18 protein-coding genes are annotated in these 16,244 nt (G+C 68.9%); 7 read left to right on the forward strand and 11 right to left on the reverse strand.

Annotated features, from left to right (window positions below):
* The first annotated feature begins 53 nt into the window (after positions 1 to 53).
* A complete protein-coding gene (locus tag AB5J62_RS22840) occupies positions 54 to 1,391 on the forward strand; it encodes a gluconate:H+ symporter (RefSeq protein ID WP_370941950.1) in 1,338 nt (445 codons plus the stop codon).
* Between the two features lie 182 nt (positions 1,392 to 1,573).
* Positions 1,574 to 1,993 (forward strand): ATP-binding protein, encoded by a 420-nt coding sequence (locus AB5J62_RS22845; RefSeq protein WP_370941951.1) that lies wholly within the window; start codon positions 1,574 to 1,576, stop codon positions 1,991 to 1,993.
* A gap of 169 nt (positions 1,994 to 2,162) precedes the next feature.
* Here AB5J62_RS22845 and AB5J62_RS22850 read toward each other — a convergent pair whose 3' ends face one another.
* Genes AB5J62_RS22850 through AB5J62_RS22875 form a run of 6 tightly spaced genes read right to left on the reverse strand, consistent with a single transcriptional unit; the run spans position 2,163 to position 7,663 of the window.
* Positions 2,163 to 3,143 carry a hypothetical protein gene (locus AB5J62_RS22850; protein ID WP_370941952.1) on the reverse strand — a complete coding sequence of 327 codons (981 nt, stop codon included), beginning with the start codon at positions 3,141 to 3,143 and terminating at the stop codon, positions 2,163 to 2,165.
* Positions 3,140 to 4,555 (reverse strand): MFS transporter, encoded by a 1,416-nt coding sequence (locus AB5J62_RS22855; RefSeq protein WP_370941953.1) that lies wholly within the window; start codon positions 4,553 to 4,555, stop codon positions 3,140 to 3,142. Before AB5J62_RS22855 ends, AB5J62_RS22850 begins: the two co-directional genes overlap by 4 nt.
* On the reverse strand, positions 4,545 to 5,390 hold the full coding sequence (locus AB5J62_RS22860) for a TIGR03084 family metal-binding protein (RefSeq protein ID WP_370941954.1): 846 nt from the start codon (positions 5,388 to 5,390) through the stop codon (positions 4,545 to 4,547). The genes AB5J62_RS22855 and AB5J62_RS22860 overlap by 11 nt, the downstream gene beginning before the upstream one ends.
* Positions 5,391 to 5,404: 14 nt before the next feature.
* Positions 5,405 to 5,770, reverse strand: a complete 366-nt coding sequence (locus AB5J62_RS22865; RefSeq protein WP_370941955.1) for a Zn-ribbon domain-containing OB-fold protein — start codon at positions 5,768 to 5,770, stop codon at positions 5,405 to 5,407.
* Positions 5,770 to 6,936, reverse strand: coding sequence for a thiolase family protein (locus AB5J62_RS22870; RefSeq protein ID WP_370941956.1), 1,167 nt, complete (start codon positions 6,934 to 6,936; stop codon positions 5,770 to 5,772). Before AB5J62_RS22870 ends, AB5J62_RS22865 begins: the two co-directional genes overlap by 1 nt.
* A gap of 1 nt (position 6,937) precedes the next feature.
* Positions 6,938 to 7,663: a class I SAM-dependent methyltransferase gene (locus AB5J62_RS22875; RefSeq protein ID WP_370941957.1), complete on the reverse strand. Its 726-nt coding sequence runs from the start codon at positions 7,661 to 7,663 to the stop codon at positions 6,938 to 6,940.
* A gap of 410 nt (positions 7,664 to 8,073) precedes the next feature.
* On the opposite strand from AB5J62_RS22875, the gene AB5J62_RS22880 reads away from it, so the two are divergent.
* Positions 8,074 to 8,763 carry a M15 family metallopeptidase gene (locus AB5J62_RS22880; RefSeq protein ID WP_370941958.1) on the forward strand — a complete coding sequence of 230 codons (690 nt, stop codon included), beginning with the start codon at positions 8,074 to 8,076 and terminating at the stop codon, positions 8,761 to 8,763.
* Positions 8,764 to 8,875: 112 nt separating this feature from the next.
* Positions 8,876 to 9,214 (forward strand): DUF1801 domain-containing protein, encoded by a 339-nt coding sequence (locus tag AB5J62_RS22885; protein WP_370941959.1) that lies wholly within the window; start codon positions 8,876 to 8,878, stop codon positions 9,212 to 9,214.
* 13 nt (positions 9,215 to 9,227) lie between these two features.
* Here the strand turns inward: AB5J62_RS22885 and AB5J62_RS22890 are convergent, their stop codons facing one another.
* Positions 9,228 to 10,133: a LysR family transcriptional regulator gene (locus AB5J62_RS22890; RefSeq protein WP_370941960.1), complete on the reverse strand. Its 906-nt coding sequence runs from the start codon at positions 10,131 to 10,133 to the stop codon at positions 9,228 to 9,230.
* A 102-nt stretch (positions 10,134 to 10,235) separates the two neighbouring features.
* Between AB5J62_RS22890 and AB5J62_RS22895 the strand changes: the two genes are divergently transcribed.
* A complete protein-coding gene (locus tag AB5J62_RS22895; RefSeq protein ID WP_370941961.1) occupies positions 10,236 to 11,036 on the forward strand; it encodes an inositol monophosphatase in 801 nt (266 codons plus the stop codon).
* Positions 11,037 to 11,041: 5 nt separating this feature from the next.
* Here the strand turns inward: AB5J62_RS22895 and AB5J62_RS22900 are convergent, their stop codons facing one another.
* A complete protein-coding gene (locus AB5J62_RS22900; RefSeq protein ID WP_370941962.1) occupies positions 11,042 to 12,253 on the reverse strand; it encodes an IS110 family transposase in 1,212 nt (403 codons plus the stop codon).
* A 248-nt stretch (positions 12,254 to 12,501) separates the two neighbouring features.
* On the opposite strand from AB5J62_RS22900, the gene AB5J62_RS22905 reads away from it, so the two are divergent.
* Together AB5J62_RS22905 and AB5J62_RS22910 are read left to right on the forward strand one after the other, a co-directional pair.
* On the forward strand, positions 12,502 to 13,128 hold the full coding sequence (locus AB5J62_RS22905) for an NADPH-dependent F420 reductase (RefSeq protein WP_370941963.1): 627 nt from the start codon (positions 12,502 to 12,504) through the stop codon (positions 13,126 to 13,128).
* A gap of 83 nt (positions 13,129 to 13,211) precedes the next feature.
* Entirely contained in the window at positions 13,212 to 13,601 is a 390-nt protein-coding gene (locus tag AB5J62_RS22910) for a hypothetical protein (protein WP_370941964.1), read from the forward strand.
* 39 nt (positions 13,602 to 13,640) lie between these two features.
* Here AB5J62_RS22910 and AB5J62_RS22915 read toward each other — a convergent pair whose 3' ends face one another.
* The 3 genes from AB5J62_RS22915 to AB5J62_RS22925 form a co-directional block, all read right to left on the reverse strand.
* Positions 13,641 to 15,011: a S28 family serine protease gene (locus AB5J62_RS22915; RefSeq protein ID WP_370941965.1), complete on the reverse strand. Its 1,371-nt coding sequence runs from the start codon at positions 15,009 to 15,011 to the stop codon at positions 13,641 to 13,643.
* A gap of 181 nt (positions 15,012 to 15,192) precedes the next feature.
* Entirely contained in the window at positions 15,193 to 15,837 is a 645-nt protein-coding gene (locus AB5J62_RS22920; protein ID WP_370941966.1) for an SRPBCC domain-containing protein, read from the reverse strand.
* Entirely contained in the window at positions 15,834 to 16,193 is a 360-nt protein-coding gene (locus AB5J62_RS22925; protein ID WP_370941967.1) for an ArsR/SmtB family transcription factor, read from the reverse strand. The genes AB5J62_RS22920 and AB5J62_RS22925 overlap by 4 nt, the downstream gene beginning before the upstream one ends.
* Positions 16,194 to 16,244: the final 51 nt, after the last annotated feature.

Raw genomic sequence — 16,244 nt, forward strand, 5'->3', positions numbered from 1 at the left:
CTTGCCGATGTTTCTTCCTGTCCTGGTATCGAGAGTCGCAGTACGTTTCCGACATGCCGCTAGTCGTGGTCGCTGTCAGCGTCGTGCTCCTCCTCCTGCTGATGACCAAGTTCAAGCTCAACGGTTTCGCCGCCCTGCTGCTCGTCGCCACCGCCGTGGCGATCGTGCGAGGCATCCCATTGGCCGGTATCCCGGACGTGCTGTCCGACGGTATCGGCGGGCAGATCGGCGACACGATGCTCACCATCGGCCTCGGCGCGATGGTCGGCAGGGTGATGGGCGATTCCGGTGCGGCGCAACGGATCGCGGGAAAGCTGCTCGACACGTTCGGCCCGCGCTGGGTGCAGGTGGCCATGGTCGTCACGGCCATGCTCATCGGCGTGACCATGTTCTACGAGGTCGCCTTCGTCATCATCGTGCCCATCGCGTTCACACTGGTCCGCGTCACCGGGGCAAGCCTCCTCTGGGTCGGGCTGCCCATGTCGATCGCACTGTCCACAATGCACAGTTTCCTGCCGCCGCACCCCGGCCCGACCGCCGTCGCCGCCACCTTCCACGCCTCGGTCGGCCTGACCTTGTTCTACGGGCTGTTCATCGCCATCCCGATCGGCGCGCTCATCGCGCTGGTATGGCCCCGGCTTCCTTTCGCCAAGCGGATCGAGCCCGCCGTGCCCACGGGCCTGGTCGGCGAACGCGAGTTCACGGACCAGGAAATGCTGGGCCTCGGCTGGTCGCTGGGCGTCGCGCTGTTCCCCGTGGTGCTGATCGCGGGCGCCGCGGTCGCCGAACTGTCCGTGTCCGCCGACAGCCACCTCATGCACCTGGTCGCCTTCCTCGGCTCACCACCGATCGCGCTGCTGCTCACGTTGCTGCTGGCGATGTGGGTGTTCGGCCCGCGCATCGGCCGCAGCCTGACCGAAGTCGGCGAATCCTGTGCCTCAGCCGCCAAGGCGATGGCCATGATCCTGCTGGTCATCGGCGCGGGCGGCGCCTTCAAGAGCGTGCTCGTCGAAGGCGGGATCGCCGACTACATCAAGGAAGTCACGCACAGCTGGCCGATCTCGCCCCTCGTGCTGGCCTGGCTCATCGCGGTCATCCTGCGCGTGGCGCTCGGTTCCGCCACGGTCGCCGTCGTCACCGCGTCCGGCGTCGTGCTGCCGCTGGTAGCGGGCAGTGGAATCCATCCGGAGATGATGGTACTGGCCGTCTCCTGCGGCTCGGTCGCCCTCTCGCACGTCAACGACCCCGGCTTCTGGTTGTTCAAGGAGTACTTCAATCTCTCGGTCGTCGAAGCGATCAAGGTCCGCACCAGCTACACCACGGTCTTGGCGGTCCTCGGCCTCGGCGGCGTTCTCCTCGCCGAAGGCATCCTGGACGCGCTCGGCGTCTAATCGTTGCGCCGATCGAGTTTGATTCGTCGCCGATGGGGGTAGGAGGCAGATATGGCGTGTCCACAGGAACGGCCATCGCGACGTGATGGCCCGCTGAGCGGGAAGGAGTCCTTGCTGATGGTCATCGGGAAACCCGTGGCCATCGACCAAGCCGACGCTTGACCTTGACCGAAGTTGCGCCTATGAGCAGACAAGTCCTCACTTCCCGCGCGGGCACTTGGATACTGGACCTGCGTACCACCTCGCCGCGGCACCTCGGCGCGATCCGAGCCTGGGTCGCCCAGCACCTGCCCGGCCTCGGCAGCACACACCTCGACGACGTCCTCCTGATCGTCAACGAACTGGTCGCCAACGCCTACCTGCACGGCGGCGGACCCAGCCACCTCCAACTCTGGCGAGGCGTGCGGCCCTGCGCGGTACGCGTCGAAGTCGGCGACGTGAACGACGAGCACCTCTTGCTCACCCGGACCGGGTCCGGCGACCCCGCGCTCGGCATCAGGCTCGTCGACAACGTCTGCGTGCAGTGGGGCGTTCAGCATCATCACGACCACGACGGCAAGACCGTCTGGGCCCACGTCGCCTGCGACGGTTTTTCCGAGTAGTCACAGCAACAGGGTTTCCCCTCGCGGAGTAAAGCGGGCTTTATCCCGCACAGCACAGCCCTCGGCTATCCGCGAGTGGTAACTCTGCTCCGCTAGATGCAGCAGAGTCACCACTCGCAACACCCCACGCCCCTTGACCCCTACGAGCCGCGACCGGATGCACCCGGACTCATCTGAGGGCGTGCCAATCCGCACGGACGAGGTCGTAGATCTCGCGGAGCCATGGCTCGCGAACAGCGGGCATCCTGGCCAGCGCGTGGAGGAACACGCCCCGATCGGGCTCGGAGAACCCGCGCGGGGGCCGTGGTGGCGGGTCGTCTCGCAGTACACCGTCCGGGAAGCCGCCGGTGGCCGGGATCGGTGGCCACCGCGACGGAAAGGCGAGGTGGGACCACACCTCGTCGGGTACCGCGACGGTCCGTGCGCCCGCCGGGTGCTCACCTGGCACCAGGTAGATGTCGGCGTCGCGCTCGGGCAGGCCAGGTCCGGCCAGTGCCGCCGTCTTCGTCTTCGCACCGGCGGGCAACACCTTGTCGAGCGCGCGGCGCAGCAGGTCCGCGACCGGGCCGTCGGGCACCGTGATCGGCATGCCCTCCGAGATCGCCACCAGGCGCGCCAGCACCAGTCCGCCCGCTGCCTCCAGTTCCCCGAAGCGGTTGCTGAACCGGGTGGCGATCGGCGCGGGCACCGCACCGGGCACGGCACGGACCGCTTCGGGCTCGAACCACACCGCCTGCCAAAACGAACAGTCGTCGATCCGGGTGGCGACCGGCTTTCCGCACTGGGCACAGGCCAGATTCGGGCCGTCGCCACCGTCCAGCCCACAGCAGAACCCGCTGTGCCTGCCCGGGATCAGCGCTGTGCCCACGGCGTCGCCCGGCGCGGTGACAATGCTGCCCGCCGGCGCGAACGACACGGACCACACCGGCGCGAACACGCCTTGGGCCGCCGCCTCGGCCTCGCTGATCTCGGTCCATCGGCGCCACGGCCATCCGGTGGGCTCCGGATCCACGGCATACGTGCCCGCCGCCATCAGCACCGGCATCGCGACGCCGTTACCCCACTTCGCATGGGCATGAGCGGGTAACGCCACCTCTGCCATGGGCGCCGTCAGCGCCGCCTCGCAACCCACGCACGCGAATATCGTCATGCTTCCCCCTTGCCGCGCGGCAGTATTCCCGACCGCGCGAACCAAGGCGAACGCTTTTGCCAAGCACGCGGGACGAAGAGCCACGCCAGCACGGCCAACATCAGGTTGACCGCCATCGACACCGCGAACGCGCCCGAATCGCTGTTCGTGCCGCTGCGCGCGGTGAAGTACACCAGCGCCATGACGGTGATGCCGAACGAGACGCCCAGCTGGATCGCGGTCTCCAGCACGCCGGACGCCGTGCCTGAGTGCTCCGCGGGGACCTTGGCGAGTGTGCGGCTGAGCAGCGGCATCACGCTCATGCCCTGCCCGGCGCCGGTCACCACGAGCGCCGGGATCAGCAACCGGCCGTCCCCGCCGGACAGGGTGGTGGTCAGTGCGATCGCGTAGCCGAGGACGTTCAGTCCACAGCCGAGCGCGAGGGCTTCGAATCTCCTTGCCGCCAGCGAGGAGAGACCGAACGCGATGGCGTGCGGAGTGAGCAGCAGTGCGGCGGACAGTGGTGAGTAACCCATGGCGCCCTGGACCTGGATCACCATGACTAAGAAGAACGCGGCGTTGCCGCCGAGCAACGTCAGCAGCGCCGCGTTGCCGAGGCGATAGCCGGGCACCTTCCACAACACCGGATTCGCCAGCGGCTGCCGCCCGCTCGCGGCGAACCGTCGCTCCCAGAACCAGAAACCGGCCAACGCCGGTATGGCGCAGGCGAACATCGCGAAACACCAAGGCGGCCAACCGAGTGATCGGCCCTCCGCCAACGGATAGCCGCACAGGAGCATGCCCGCGGCGAGCAGGCAGGCGCCCGTGAAGTCCACTTCGGACCGTGCGGCCGGTGTTCGCTTCGGGATGGCGAAGATCGCGCCCGCGAGTACCGCCAGTCCGATCGGGACGTTGAGCAGGAACGCGGGACGCCACGACAGGCCCAGTACGTCCGCGTGCACGAGTACCCCGGTGAGCACCTGGCCGACGACCCCGGCCAAGCCGATGACCAGTCCGAACACGCCGAGCGCGCGTTCGCGTTCCGCTCCGTGGAGCGTGGTGTGGATGATGGACAGGACCTGAGGGAAGAACAGCGCGGCCGAAAGGCCTTGGACACAGCGCAACGCGATCAGCAGCTCGGCGTTGGGCGCGAGGCCGCAGCACGCCGACGCGGCGGTGAAACCGGCGACTCCGGCGATGAACAGCCGCCGGTGGCCGTAGATGTCGCCGAGGCGGCCGCCGCAGATCAGGAACAGGCCATAGCAGAGTACGTAGCCGCTGATCGCCATGCCGAGCTCGGACAGCGGCGCGCGCAGGTCCGCGCCGATCGAATACAACGCCACGTTGACGATGGACGAGTCCATCATCGCGATGAACGCGGCGGCCATCGTCGTGCAGGCGACCAGCCTGCCCGCCCGCCGCTCAGGCGCCACCGGGCAGGCCCTCCGGGCCTAGGCCGAGCCGGGGACGTCCTGATCCCACGGGACCCGCGTACGCCTGTGCGATGGCGAGCCACGCTTCAGGGGCTTCCCCGCTGGCCACCAGGTCCGAATCGTGGCGGTGCAGCCGCTGTGTCGCGACCAGCGCGAAGTCCAAAGCGGACCCTTCCACCCGCTCCGCCGCGTCCTCCGGGCCCCAGCACCAGACTTCGCCGTCCGGCGCGCGCAGCTCGACGCGGAACTCCTGCTCCGGCGGGACCATGCCGCGCAGCTGATAGGCGAAGTCGCGGCTGCGGACGCCGAGCCGCGCCACGTGGATCAGCCTGCGGGTCGGCTCACGGGTGAGCGAGAGCGCGTCGAAGACGTCCTGGCCGTGCGCCCAGACCTCCATCAGGCGAGACGACGCCATCGCCGCCGCGGACAGCGGGCGCGGAGCGAACCAGGGAATGCGGGTGCCGCGCGGCAGCGCGCGCAAGGTCAGGGAAAGCTCGGCTGCGCTTTTCCGCCAAGCCGCGAGCAGCTCGTCCCGCGGCCACTGCGATCGTTTTTCCGTGCCGGCGTTGACGAACTCGGCGCCGGCGTTGATCGCGTCCGTCGCGCTGGGCGGCACGAGCACTCCCTCGGTGCCGCTGACGAACTCCTCGGCGCCGGAGATGGCGCGCAGCACCAGCTCGTCGGTCCAGTTGAGGTGCGCGATCTGGCAGGCGATCGTGAGTCCCTCCGCCGGGGTCGGCGACCGCCAGGCGCGGCTGTCGAGACCGGCGACCGCGTCATCCAGGTCCGCGCGCTCGGCATCGAGATCGTCGACTATCGCGTCCATGTCCACCATGGATTTCTTCCCCTTCAGAGTGTGAAGACCGGAACGGGTTCTTCGCCGTCCCGGCGTTCGATCAGGACCGTCACCGGCAGCCCGGCGGACAACCGGCATGGCTCGATGGCCAGCCGGGCACGGAGCCAGGGCCCTTCGGTGAGTTCCACGATTCCGCCCACCGCGAGGATCTCGCCGCCACGGTCGCGTCGCACCGTCCAGCTGACGAGGACGCCCGAGCCCTCGACCACCGTCCATTCGTGCGCGGTCGCCGAGCACACCGGGCACGCTCGCGACTGCGGCGCGGCCAGCTCCGCGCAGTCCGAGCACCGCCGTACGGTCAGTTCGCCGCGCGCCAGCGCGTCGAAGAACGGCGCGGAAGCCTCGTCTCGCCGCACCATCAGGGACCTCCGCGGCGGTCAGGGCCCAGCACCAGCGTGCTGTGGTGGTCGAACGCGCCGCCGTTGCCGCTCACCACGATCACCTCGTTGCGCGCGGCCTGGCGGTCCCCGCCGGTGCCGCGTGCCTGGATGACCGCCTCGACCAGCGGGGTCATCCCCCACAGGTAGCACCCGGACAGCTGCCCGCCACCGGTGTTCACCGCCACCCGCCCCCGTCCCGGCATCAGGTTCCCCTCTTCCGCGAACGGCCCGCCCTCCCCTTTTCCGCAGAACCCGTAGTCCTCCAGCGTGAGCAGCACCGCGATCGTGAAGCAGTCGTAGAGTTCGGCGATGTCGACGTCGCCGATCCCGGTTCCCGCCATGCGCATCGCCAAACGCCCCGCTTCGGCGGCTCCGCTGACGAGCCCGAACCCGCTGCCCCGGTGCTCGCGATGGACGGGGTGCGACTGCGCGAACCCGAGCACGTGCACCGGCGGCTGAGCCAGCGACGCGGCGCGCGCGGCCGACGTCACGATCACCGCCGCACCACCGTTGCTGACCAGGCAGCAATCGAGCAAGCGCAGCGGATCGGCGATCAGCCGTGAGTTCTGGTGGTCGGCCAGCGTGATCGGCTCGCGCTGCTGGGCGAGCGGGTTTCCCGCCGCCCACTGCCGCTGCGCCACCGCTATCGCGCCGAGCTGTTCGGAGGTGGTGCCGAAGGTCTCCATGTGCCGGTGCGCCGCGAGCGCGAACCGGCTGTGCACCGAGGCGAGCCCGGCGTCGCCGAGCAGTCCTTCGAACCCGGCCGGTGGTTCGCCTGGTTCGAACGCCGCTCCGGCGCTGGTTCCGCGCCGCAGCGGCGCGTCGGCGAACACGCAGGCGACCGTGGTCGCCAGCCCCGCGTCAATCGCCATCGCGGCAGAGGAGACCGCGGCGCAGACCGAGGTGCCGTCACCGCCGATTTCGGTGAGAAGCTTGAGTTCCCGTACGCCGAGATCGACGATCAGCGACACGTCCAGCCCAGGGCTCAGGCCGGGGGTGACCAGCAAGCCGTCCAGCTCGGAGGTCCGCAGCCCGGCATCGGCGCACGCCCGGCGCACGGCGTCGGCGGCGAAGTCGCGCGCCGTGCGGCCGTAGACCTTGCCCACGTCGGTGACCCCGAGCCCGGCGATCGCGGATCCCGCCACCTCACCGCTCCCGGAAGCTGTCGATGTCCCACAACCCGAGCGCCTTCGCGGGCAGCCCGCCGATGGCGGCGACGTCCACCTCGACGATGACGTCGAGCGGTTCGGGCAGGCCGAACGGGGGCAGCCGGAGGTTCAGCGGCCGCCAGTCACCCGGCTCGATGTCCACGTTGCGGCCCAGCCCGAGAAAGGTGGTGGCCAGCAGGTACTTGCAGCCGCTCCTGGCGATGTTCCGCAGTGCTTCAGACGCTTGGCTGAGCGGCAAATGCACGAGGCAGTCCCGGCACACCAGCAAATCCGCGGCAGGCAACTCGTCCTTGACGAGGTCGAGCACTTCGAACCGCGGCCCCTGCCCCGGCGGGCAGGCGGCCCGATTGCGGGCGACGATCTCCTCGACGATGTCGCCGCCCAGGTAGCCGATCTCGCCCAGCGGCAACGAACGCAGCCACCCGGCGTCACCACACGGCAGGTCGAGAATGCTCCGTATCCGCCACTTCCGGAGCAATCCGGGCAGTGCGGAGCGCACGGCGAGCGTGGCCGCGAGGTCGGATCCCTCCCCCGCCGCCGATTCGCCGCCTTCCCAGGCATTGTGGCGGTAGATGTAGGCGAAGACCGCAGCCAGGTCCCGCCCGGCGACCTGGCTGCGGTGTTCGTCGTCCAGCGGCTCGACGTAGTACTCGTCCTCGAACCGGCGGCCGGCGCGAGCCCTCAGCTTGAATTCTTCGGTCAACGCTTTGTCCCCCGGATACGTGGCGTTCACCCCACTGTCCGGCATCGCCTGCCCAGATCGCGCCCAGGGTGTGCCCAGGCAGGTGAGCCCGGCTCGAGCACAGAGGTCGTATTGCCCAACGGGGGTCGTGAGTGTTCCGGCCGGTTCTAACCGGTCATACCACTCACGACCCCCAAGCCTGCCCGTGAACACACGCGCGTTCACAAGGCGCCGGTGACCCCGATCTGGTGCGAAGTTCGCGGCCGAGTTGCGGCCACTCCAGTGGCGGATCCGCCATCTTGACAACCGGACCGTCCACACTGGATCCACTGTGGACGGCCGACCGACCGGTCACTCGCGCTTTTGGTTGCCTCGCTGTGGGGAATCCGACTCGTGGCAACGGATCGTGCGCGCAAGCGCGTAGAGCGGTCATGAAACTGAGAACCCGAGTTTTCGCCGTGGTCACGTTCATGCTGTCCGCGGTCTTCGCCGGCGCCGCGTCGGCGCAGGCCACCCCGCCCCAGACCGTCCAGCTCGCCGCGCCCCCGGGTAGCGGGCTCGCGCCCTACGTCGCCGTCATCAAGCCGGTCACCGCGGAACGGCTCGGATCCAGCTGGCGGGCGGGCTGCCCGGTCGGTCCCGACCAGCTGCGGCTGCTGAGCCTGACCTTTCTCGGCTTCGACGGCGCGCCGCACCGGGGCGAACTGGTCGTCAACGCCGATCGCGCCGTCGAGGTCGCCTACACCTTCGCCGACCTGTACTTCGGCCGCTTCCCCATCGAGCGGATGGAGACGGTGGAGAAGTACGACTCCGACGACGACGCGTCGATGGCCGCGAACAACACCTCCGCCTTCAACTGCCGGGCCATCACCGGCGGCACCGCGTGGTCCAATCACTCCTACGGGCGCGCCATCGACATCAACACCGTGCAGAACCCGTACATCTCCGGCAGCGGCGCGATCTACCCGCCCAACGGCGCGCCGTACGCCGACCGCACGCTCCGCGCGCCCGGCATGATCCACGCGGGTGACGTGAGCGAGCGGGCCTTCACCTCCCGTGGCTGGACCTGGGGAGGCTTCTGGGACACCCCGATCGACTACCAGCACTTCGAGAAGCCCTGACACGAAGCCCAGGACCGTCGCCCGACGGTCCTGGGCACTCCCACTCGATCGAGATGTACTGGTCACCCGGCCGAGCGCGTACCTTGAAGGCGACGCGAAGGAGGCCCGGGAAATGTTCACGAAAAAGGGCGATGCGGCGGTACTCGCCAAGCTCGGAGACGCCCCGGCGCAGTACCGCGAAACAGCGGAGCGGCTGCACGCCATCATCCGGGAAAGCGCGCCGTCGCTCGAACCGATCCTTCGCTGGGGACTCCCCTTCTACGTGAAGGACGGCAAAGACGTCTGCTACATCAAGCCGGACAAGGAGTTCGTCGCGTTCGGGTTCGGCGAAGTCGTGAATCCCGCTTTCGAAGAAGGCGCCGGCATGCACCCGGTCGCGTGGACCATCACCTCACTGGACGAGACGACCGAGGCCAGGATTCGCGCGCTCATCGAGAAAGCAGCGTCCTGACAAGCCGCGGTGATCATCGCGGGGTGAACAGCGCCGTGATGCTGTCGACGGCCAGTTCGCGCAGCCAGCGGTGCGCGCGGTCGTCGTCATAACGTTGGTGCCACAGCAGGTACAGCGAAACCTCGGGCATCGGGAACGGCAGCGGAAGCGTGAGCACGCCGAGCTGGTCGCGCGCGGCGCGCGTGACCGCTTCCGGGACGGTGACCACCAGGTCCGTGTCGAGTACGAGCCCCAGCGCGAACGCGGCGGTGGGCCCGGCGGCGGCGACACGTCGTTCCAGGCCGAACGTGGCCAGCGCGTCGTCGATCGGATCGCGCAGGTTTCCGCGACGCGAGATGGTGAGGTGCTCGGCGGCCGCGTAACGCCCGGGGCTTAGTGGCCCCTCGGCGAGCGGGTGGCCCGGCCGGACGGCGACCACCAGCCGGTCCGTGCCGACGTGGCGGCAGCGGATGTCCGGCAGCGCCGGCCTGCTGGAGCTTGATTCCAGGTCGACCTGCCCCCGGCGCAACTCGGCGTCATCGGCGCCGGGTTCGGCGGACAGCCGCAGCCGGACGCCGGGCGCTTGGTCGCGGACGGCCGCGGTGAAGGCGGAGCCGCAGGCCGCGGTCAGCGCGTCGTGCCAGCGCACGGTGAACACCCGGTCCAGCGCGTTCAGGTCGAGTTCGTGCTGCGCGGACAGCAAATGCTGGGCCTGCTGCACGAGCGCGTGGACGTCGGCCCGCATCGCCAGCGCACGGCTGGTGGGAACCATGCTGCGGCCGGTACGCACCAGGATCTGGTCGCCGGTCGCCTTGCGGATGCGGCCCAGCGAGCGGCTCATCGCCGGCGCGGTGACGTGCAGGCGCGCCGCGGCACCGGCGACGCTGCCCTCCTCCAGAAGCGCGTCCAGCGCCGTGAGCAGGTTCAAATCCAGTTGCATGAGAGTAACTCTACAAGTGTTTAACATGCACTTGCTGTTAATCGTGCGCCGTCATATTTTCGAAGTGCGGGTTCCCGCTTCACTCTTCCCAAGGAGCAAAAAATGCCTTCGTTGTTGTCCGAGGTGACGGCCGCGGTGAAGACCTCCGGCCGCACGCTGCGCGACCGTTTCACCTCGCACGCTCGCGGGGTCAGCCTGACCGAGGTCGTCGGCGAGATCCATGCCAACGACGACGCCGTGCTGGACGTACTGCGAGAACCCTTGCTGCGGGCACGGGTCGGCTCGCGGTGGGCCGACGACGAACTGGCAGGCGGTGCCCTTCCGCCAGGCGAATGGTGGGTGGTCGACCCCGCCGAGGGCAACATCAACCACGTCCACGGCATGGACGACTGGGCGGTCACCGCCACCCTGGTGCGCGACAACCAGCCCGTGCTCACCGTCGTCCACCTGCCCTTGACCGGCGACACCTACACCGCGGTCGCCGGCGGCGGCGCCCACCTCAACGACCGGCCGCTGAAAGTGTCGGCGAAGACCGACCTCGGGGCCGCGCTCGTCGGCACCGGCCAGGCCAAGCCGGGCGAGGACGAGCGCACCTTCCGCCGGATCGGCGACTCCGTCACCGCCATGCTCGTCAACGGACTGGTGGTCCGCGTTTCCGTGCCGGCGACCCTGCAGCTCATCCACGTCGCGGCCGGCCGCATGGACACGTTCTGGCAGTTCTCCGACGTCCGCTCGGGACTGGTCGCCGGTGCGCTGCTGGTCTCCGAAGCCGGCGGCACCGTCACCGATCTGGCGGGCGAACCCTGGCACACGGGCAGCCGCGACTTCCTCGCCTCCGCACCCGGCGTCCACGCCGCCGCACTCACGGTCCTCTCACCCATCGCAAGGAGCGTCACCGCATGAGTTTCCTAAGTCAACCCTTCGGCTTTGTTGATCTTGTTTGTGGTGTGGTGGATGGTGGGGTCGTAACAGGCTTTGTCGCGCCAGCAGGCCCAGATCACGCGCAGCCAGGCTCGGGCGAGGATGCGCACTGCGTGGGGATGGCGTTTGCCTCGGGAACGCGCGTTGTTGTAGATCGTCGCGGCCCAGTCGTTGTCGTGCCGGCTGTTGTCGGCGAAGGTCATCAGGGCTTGCCGGGCTCGGCGGTTGACCGCGTGCCGGAAGTTGACCTGGCGGTGCTTGCCGGATTCCTTGGTGACCGGTGCGGCGCCGGTCTCGGCGGCCAGTTGCGCGCACCCGGTGGCGCGTTCGAGCATCGGGCCGATCTCGCCCACGACCTGACCGAGGTTGACGGTGCCGATCCGGGGCAGTCCGGCGATCAGTTCGGCCCAGGGATGGGTCTTGGCCGCCTCAGCGATGGCGGCGTCCAGTTCGCGGATGGTGACGCGCAGGGACCGCACCAGCCGCACTTGGACACCGATCAGCCGCGTGATGACTTGCGGGCCCAGCCGGGAAGCCGCCGTAGGGGCGGCACGCAGCCGCTCGATCAGCACGCTGCCGGGTCGTTTGCCGGAGTAGCCGTGGCGTTTGCAGAACGCTTCCAGCCGACCGGCGGTCAAGCGGGCCGCGTCCGCGGGCGTGGAGTAGCGGTCCAGGAAGGCCAGGGCGATGTCGCTGTCCAGGCTGGCGAACACGGCTTTCCCGCCGGGCCAGTGCTCATCCAGCAGCGCGGTAAGCTGGTTGACCGCCGCGACGCGAGCTTCGACGTGGTCGGAGCGTTGCCGGGTCAGCGCTTGCAGCTCCAGCGTTTCGGGCAGCGTGGGTGTCAACGTCCGCAGCTGGTGGCCGTCGGTGCGCAGGTAGTCGGCCAGCTTGAAGGAGTCGCCGGGGTCGTTCTTGGCCCGGGCCGCGCCCCAGCGGGGACGGACGGCGTTGAAAGCGTTGGGATGTATGGGAATCACGGGGTGCCCGGCAGCCAGCAGCCGGTCCACGACCAGTCCCCGGGTGGTCTCGATAGCCACCGGCAGCCCGGCCGGATCGCCGTGACGGCGCAGCCGGGCCAGGGCGTTGACGATCCCGGGTTCGGCGTGGGCCAGCGCCCATCGGTCGGTCTTCGCTCCGGCCTGGTCGATCACGGTCACATCGTGCGACCCGGTGGCCCAGTCCCATCCCGCGAACACGCGTGCGGTGCTCCTTCTCTGACGATGATGAAGGACCCGCTCGGTAGTGAGGACGCTCGCCGGAAGCTCATTAATCGGCCCTCGACCGGGTCGGGGCATGTTCCTAAGGCCGGTAAAGCGGCCTCGGCCCGGCGGGGCTGGCAGTACTCATGCTGGCCGTCAAACGGCACGCACCAAAGGCCATGCACCCACCGGGACCGAGTGGTCACAACCCTATCTGTTCAGGCTGCAACAGGGATGGTGGCCTAATGAGCACCATCGGCATCCTGGGCGCGGGCCGCGTCGGAACCAACCTGGCCGCCAAGCTCGCCGCGGCCGGACATCACGTCACCCTCGGCACCCGGCGCCCGTCGCCTGCCACAGACCCGCGGATCGCCATCGCCGACCAGCGCACCGCGGCGCGCACAGCGGACATCGTCATCAACGCGACCCCCGGCGACAGCTCACTGGCCCGGCTCACCGGCCTGCGCGCGGAGCTGGCCGGGAAGATCCTCGTCGACGTCTCCAACGCGACCCGTGACGACGATGACGGCCTGCCCGGCGACCTGTGTTACCCGAGCAGCAGCCTCGCCGAGAAGCTCCAATCGGAGCTCCCCGACACGCAGGTGGTCAAGACCCTCAACACCATGGTCTTCACCGTCATGACGGCACCCGAAATCCTGTCCTCCCCGCCGACCGCCTACCTCTCAGGCGACGACGAGGGCGCGAAGAAGGCCGTCACCGGCCTGCTCGGTGACCTGGGCTGGCAGCCCGCCTGGATCGAGGACCTCGGCGGCATCGGCACGGCCCGCGCCACCGAGGCCATGATCCTGCTGGTGCCTCACATCCTGCGTCGGCACGGGTTCAAGCCGTTCGCCATTTCCCTTGCCCGCTAATACGGCTGGGCATGGCCTGGGCGGGATCTGGGCGCTCGCTCGGCCAGCCTGACGATGGCAACGAAGCCGAACAGGAGGGAACCATGAAACGTTTCTTGACCGGCGTGGCCATCGCGGGCACCGTCGCGGCCGCCGCCGTCAGCGCGCCCGCGACGGCGTCGGCCGGCACTCAGGCGACAGAGGCGACGGCGGCCATCGCCGCGAGCCAGTTCGACTGCGGCTGGCTCATGTGCAGCTACGTGTTCACCAGGTCCACCACCAAGCTCATCGCGGACGGCGGGTCCGCTGGCAAGCTCTGCAAGCAGATCCCGGCGCCCGGCAACATCGCCTGCGGGATCGCGTGGGGCAGCCTGGTGCTGACGTCGAAGAAGGCCAAGAGCGACAACAAGTGCACCAAGATCACCTGGACCAAGACCGGGCCACCCGCCTGGACCTGGTACCCGTCCATCGACGGCGGCTCCCGCTGCAAGTGATCCGCTCGTGACTGACCGGGTCGGCCGAGGCCGACCCGGTCAGAGCCGGGGGCGCTCCGCGCCGAAATCGGCGGGTGCGCTCGACCGGGTTCCGGCGACCGGCGGAAGACCTGCCCAGCGACGCACCATCGCGGTGGCCGCGGCCGCCTCGGCGGGCGGAAGCTGCGCGATCCGGGAAGTGTGGTTCCCACCCGGCACGGTGAACGTCGCCGTGTCACGACGCCGTGCCGGTTCGAAGCGTTCCGCGCCCCAAGGATCGTTGGCACCGTAAATGAACAGCAGCCTGCTCCCCCGCGTCCGAACCCAGAAGTCGATGTCCGCCATAGCGAAGTGGTCGAACGGCGGGATCTCGATCGACTTCGGCACGAACGTCGACGGGACGTACTTACCCGGGTAGCGGAGCAGGTCCCGCAGGTGACCGTCGTACGCCTCGGGCCCGCCGAGCTGCGCCGCCGACTGGTAGTAGTAGGGCACGAACGGCTCGTGCACCTGGTCGGCGTAGATGACAAGGCTCTCCACCTTGTCGAACCACTGGTAGATCACCTCGGCAGGCGAACCGGCCGCCGGGACCGTCGCGCAGTCGGCCTGTTTCTCGTACTGCCAAAAGGTCCAATACGATTCGATGACCACAAGCTCCAGCGAGATGTCGATCGTGCCGACCGTGGTGAAAGTCAGGTTCTTTTCCGCGACCTCCTTCGCCGCGAGCGCCAGGAACTCGTCACGGCGCTCGAGCACAGCTCGCTGCACGGCCTTCAACGCCGCACGGCATCGCGGATCATCGCCGACCCGGTCCAGGAACCGGTTGTAGGAATCCCGGCTGTCGACCACGTCGTTCGGTGCCACGTAAGGGATCGTGCCGTCGACGTCGTCCGGGAAGAAGCGGCGATAGTAGGTCGCGGTCATGCCGCCCTTGCTCGCACCGGTCGCCAGCCACTTCCCCTGGTAGATCTCCTTGAACGCCTGCACCGCGCGGTGTTCGTCCACCGCGGCCTGCCAGATCGTCAGCTGCTTGGCGAAATCCTCCTTCGCCGGCCGCGAAGGCTTGAAGTACCGGTACTCCATCGAGAGCTGATTGCCACCGACGAGCTGCGCCGGCTCCGAAAGGACCGGCTTCTCGTTGACGTTGTAGCCCGAGCTGAACGCCACCGTCGGCGCGCTGAAGTCCTTGTGCAGCAACGTGTACCGCTGCTCGAAGGTGCCCGCGCGCGGATCGTGGTGGTCGGCGGGCTGAGTGAACGTCAGATGGAAGAAGCGGTAGCCCTCGGGCGCGGGTTTCTCCGCGACGACGGTCAGACCGGGAATACGCTTGAGCGCCTCGGCGATGTCCCCCTCTGCGGCAACCGCCGCCGGTGTGAGGATGGCCGCCGTCGCCAGTGCGGCGACCAGCGCCACGCATCTCTTGAACACCATCGCTCCTTGGGAAGTGACCCGAACCTGTGGATGCTCACAGGGCCGGATCCGACGGCCAAGCGCCTAAGAAGCGAACAAAAGGGCAGACTCCTCCACTCGTCGAGGTCGGCTTGCAGGTGAAGGGGTCGTGAGCGTTGCGGGCGGTTCTAACCGCCCGCAACGCTCACGACCCCTTCGAACGTCAGGTCGGCTCGGGCGCGTAGAACGTGGTGGTGGCCTTGACCGCGGCCGCGACCTGGTCCGGTTCGCCACCGCCGGCCAGGTGGGCCTCGCCCCAGGCCGCGGCGCTGCGCCGGATGAACTCGCGGCCTTCGGGCGACTTCTGGACCGCCTCGTGGTCGAGGGTCACGCCGTCGGCCAACAACCTGGTCAGCGCGAGGAGATGCAGGTCCCAGCCGACTCCCCCGGCACCCGGACCGTAGGTCGGGAAGAGCGGCTCCGCGAGGACCGCCGCGTGGATCAGCTCGAATTCGGTGTCGTCCGCCGGGCCTGGCGCCAGACGCACTTCCACCTCGCTCGTGCCGGGCCAATCGTCGGCGTCCGGTCCGTAGAGCCAGGTCATCTTGAGCAGGCGCGGCGGCTCACAGTGGAGGATCTCGCCGTGCTCGCCGCCGTCCAGCTCGAACTTCCCGCCGGGCCGCAGATCACCGGTGACCGGTTTCAGCCAGCGGCGCAGCCGCTCGGGACTGGTGATCGCGTCCCAGACGTCGTCGATCGGCGCGTCGTAGCGGCGGCGCAGCTCGACGGTGTACGCGTCACCCGCGGGCAAGCTGCCCTTGCCCATCGTCCGCCGCGCCGCGGCCAGTTCGTCCAAGATGTCTTTCACTTCAGGTTCCCCTCATCGTCGGATCGGGTCAGCCGGGCCGCGCGCTTGCCGCGGGCCAGCTCGGTTCCCAGCGCGTCGAGGCGTTGTTCCCACAACCGGCGGAAGCGGCCCAGCCACACGTCGACCTCGCTCAGCGGCTCGGGCTCGACGGCGTAGAACCGGCGCGCGCCTTCCGCCCGTACCGACGCGAACCCACTGTCACGCAGCACGCGCAGATGCTGTGAGACACCTGGCTGGGAAAGGCCGAATTCGGCCCGGATCACGTCCGTGATCGCGCCGGAGGTCTGCTCGCCGTCGGCGAGCAGCTCGAGAATGCGCCGGCGCACCGGGTCGCCGAGGATGTCGAACGCGTGCACAAGCCAGGAGCATGCCAGTCCTCACTTATATAAGTCAAGGCGGATATCCTG

Origin of the sequence: Amycolatopsis sp. cg5 (assembly GCF_041346955.1) — a bacterium.
GTDB lineage: Bacteria > Actinomycetota > Actinomycetes > Mycobacteriales > Pseudonocardiaceae > Amycolatopsis.